The 2,739-nt window shown below is 52.2% G+C and carries 3 protein-coding genes; 1 reads left to right on the forward strand and 2 read right to left on the reverse strand.

Annotated features, from left to right (window positions below):
• Positions 1-125 precede the first annotated feature (125 nt).
• A complete protein-coding gene (locus CW742_RS09980) occupies positions 126-731 on the reverse strand; it encodes a hypothetical protein (protein WP_292419879.1) in 606 nt (201 codons plus the stop codon).
• 150 nt (positions 732-881) lie between these two features.
• Here CW742_RS09980 and CW742_RS09985 point away from each other — a divergent pair, with 150 nt between their 5' ends.
• A complete protein-coding gene (locus CW742_RS09985; RefSeq protein WP_292419881.1) occupies positions 882-1,712 on the forward strand; it encodes an ArsR family transcriptional regulator in 831 nt (276 codons plus the stop codon).
• Positions 1,713-1,803: 91 nt separating this feature from the next.
• On the opposite strand, the gene CW742_RS09990 is transcribed toward CW742_RS09985, so the two are convergent.
• Complete coding sequence (locus tag CW742_RS09990) at positions 1,804-2,523, reverse strand: hypothetical protein (RefSeq protein WP_292419884.1); 720 nt, start codon at positions 2,521-2,523, stop codon at positions 1,804-1,806.
• Between the last annotated feature and the right edge of the window lie 216 nt (positions 2,524-2,739).

A 2,739-nucleotide genomic window follows, 5' to 3' on the forward strand; every position in this document is an offset into this window, starting at 1 on the left:
GGGCACAACAGATGAGTCCGTAGAAAAACCAGCTATATCCGAATTTTCCGTCCTGGATCTTCATGCGACTTCCCTATTAACAGTTCATATTGCTCATGTGAATAGGCTATTGGAAAAAAGGGAATTTAACCTGAGAAATACTTGGATGCAGAGTGATCCGATCCCTCAGTACTCGGGGTTATGGTGTATCCCCAGGAATGGACATGGTAATAGCCGGTAGGTGGCCACGCCACATTGTTGGAACATGATACATACGACCCGGATGTTGATCCGGATGTAGAACCGACCGTGCTGTCGGCAGTGTTTTTCAGGAATGATTCTACGTAGATGTAAGATGCTGACTGGGAACAGGATGCATAACTGCCGAAGTTGATACGATTCGAATAGATAGTTAGATCCCCGTCAACGGTAAGGGTAGCAAGGATCGAATCGGGCTGCGCCTGTTCTGCGGGCATTTTGTTCTCATCAGGCCAGTGCATTTTCCGCTGGTGCATCTCTTTGATTACCTCATCAGAGACACCCACCAGCTGTTCGGGATGGACCCGCTCCATATAATCACCAATGGTAATATCGGAACCCCAGAGCTGGTTGATCTTTTCTACCTGCTCGGCGGTCGCCTGGACAACACGGATTTTGCTGTCGGCGGAATCTGCTGCACTGACAACAGGAATGCTTGCGATACAGATGAGGCTCAGACAAATGAGCATCATGAATAGTTTTGATAATTTCATTCTCTCACCTAAAATGTGTGAATTCGGACTTCTGTTCAAACGCACTTCGCGTTCTATCAAAAAAATTAAAATAAAATAATCTTAAATTCTATGTGACAAAATTTTATCGATCGACTTTAATATCATCATAATACAAACGATATCCTGATCATGCTTTGCAGACTGATCGGCACATTACGGACTGCCATAAAATACAGCATTCTGGCCCTTATTGTCGTTGTCTGTATCTATGCCACGCTCAATACCCTCTCACTCCTCATCTGGGGCGATCCCTCGGCCAGGGGCGTTCCCCGTACCTTCCACCCGCCGCAGATCCTGATTCTGCATTATGCACGGCTGATATCCCCGCTCCTTGGAAAGTGCGTCGAGCTGGCGATTTTTCTGGGAATCGGATTTCTCATGTACGTTGGATTCCGCCAGCTGACCGGAAAAAACCTGCTGGATAATCCAGTCCGGAGGGATATTGTCCAGTTCATCCGGATGCATCCGGGCCAGCATTTCCGCTCCCTCGTTCGCGATACCGGTATCAACCGGGGGACACTCTATTATCACCTGAGGCAGCTGAAGTCCCTGAGGGTTATCATCGAGCAGAAAGATGGTGGACTCTCCCGGTATTTTGTGCGGTTGAACGGCATATCTCCCCTTGAACAAAGGATCCTTACCCATACGGACAACCGTATCCGTGACCGGATCATTCAGGTACTAAACGGATGTCCTGCCATTGCACGGGAGGATCTCCGGAACGGTATTGGAATATCCGGGCCACTGCTGTGGTATCACATCCGCCTTCTTGTCGCTGACGGAATAGTCAGGCCTGAGCAGGATGGGAGGAGAACCCGGTATTCCCTCACCAGCGATGCAGCTGAGATCGTGCGTTGGGGGAAACCTGGATCGCTTGGCATCCAGCGGTCCCCGACTCCTGTTGTTTCCTGCCAGCTGACCGGACCTGCCCCGTCCGATGATTCGAAAGTCCAGGTGTGAAGGGGACAGCGATGTCATCGGATCCAAAGGGTTGACCCGCTGAAAAAGGATGACAGGAAATATGCCTGTCATGGAATGATCGTGAGCAGCATCAGCAGATGCTGCCCGGTGGCTGGATCCAGGTCTTCCGGTATTCAATCACTTTTCCCGACAGGGAGTCCACACCAATCGTGAACCCATCGCTGTCGCAACGGTCTCCCTTTTTCAACCGGTCGTAGACGAATACGTACACTCCGGCAACCCCGGAGTCCGGCATCCCGAGAAGATCATATCGTTCCTCGCTCAGGTTGAGCGAAAGGCTCCCTTCGCGGTTCCGGATCTCCTTTTCCGCTGCCGTTCGTGCCGTATCGATGGTGATCACCGGGTCCGCGGCTCTGCCGATACGTTTGATCGGGATTGCATACCAGACCAGCGCTCCGGTCTCCGGATCGAGGCCGCCTTGGACAAGTCGTTCGTTCTCTTTCAGGAGGTCGAATTCAAACGATGACTGGCGGGTCTTATCGCCTGGATAGTAGGTAATATTCACCCGGTCCGGGTCAAATCCCGGGAAGGCGTCGCGGGCGAGATAGCCGGCCTGTTCTGTGGTGACAGCGGGAATGCTCCGATTGACCGGAACTGCCGGTGACTGAAGGGCAGCACTCGTACCGGTTGCTGTCACGGTGGGTGCTCGGAGCGCGGCCGGAGTTGACGAGGTTAACTCTGATCGGGGCGGGCTGTCAAAAGACGGTTCGAGGCCGGCCATCAGCCAGCCGGCGGAAATTACCACAACAACCGCTACTGCAAAAATCACAACAAGGTTTTTTTTATCCATTGATCTGCCTCGGGAAATTTCATGGATGATTATACCCGACCGCAATTGTGTCAGCCGGGTTATTGACGCATTCCCTCCCCGGTTATAAACGATCTCTGTGACATTTTTTTGTGTATCCCGGCAGGAACGGCCGTTTCCTATGCACCAGCCGGCGAGCCACCGAATGGGCGAGCCGGGAAGAGGAACAAGTCATGCGATAAGGAGGGGTCCCTACCC

Origin of the sequence: Methanoregula sp. (genome assembly GCF_002835825.1) — an archaeon.
GTDB lineage: Archaea > Halobacteriota > Methanomicrobia > Methanomicrobiales > Methanospirillaceae > Methanoregula.

Coding starts and splice junctions, on each gene's coding strand:
- CW742_RS09990 (WP_292419884.1), bottom strand. CDS start 2,523: ATGGATAAAAAAAACCTTGTTGTGATTTTTGCAGTAGCGGTTGTTGTG.
- CW742_RS09980 (WP_292419879.1), bottom strand. CDS start 731: ATGAAATTATCAAAACTATTCATGATGCTCATTTGTCTGAGCCTCATC.
- CW742_RS09985 (WP_292419881.1), top strand. CDS start 882: ATGCTTTGCAGACTGATCGGCACATTACGGACTGCCATAAAATACAGC.